At 70.0% G+C, this 243-nt stretch carries 1 protein-coding gene; it reads left to right on the top strand.

What is annotated here, in order from left to right:
• Positions 1-25: 25 nt before the first annotated feature.
• A partial coding sequence (locus B4920_RS27570) for an SDR family NAD(P)-dependent oxidoreductase (protein ID WP_254051083.1) occupies positions 26-243 on the top strand: 218 nt, incomplete at its 3' end.

Genomic DNA, 243 nt, shown 5'->3' with positions numbered 1-243 from the left:
GGCGCGGCTTCAGGGCAGATACGGGGTGAGGGTACTGCCGCTCGCGCTGGATCTCTGCGACGGCGCCCAGGTCCGCGCCTGCCACGCCGAGGCCCGGGAGCGGCTAGGCCCCATCGATCTGCTGGTCAACAACAGCGGGGTCGGCAGCGACTACCTGGTGCAGGACTTGCCGGAGTCGGAGTGGGACAGGGTCATGGACACCTGCGCCAAGGGGACCTTCCTGCTGACCCAGGCCTGCCTGCC

Origin of the sequence: Zoogloea sp. LCSB751, from assembly GCF_002028455.1 — a bacterium.
Taxonomy (GTDB): Bacteria; Pseudomonadota; Gammaproteobacteria; order Burkholderiales; family Rhodocyclaceae; genus Zoogloea.
The sequence above is the reverse complement of the archived record's forward strand: the minus strand, read 5'-3'. Positions and strand labels throughout refer to the sequence as shown.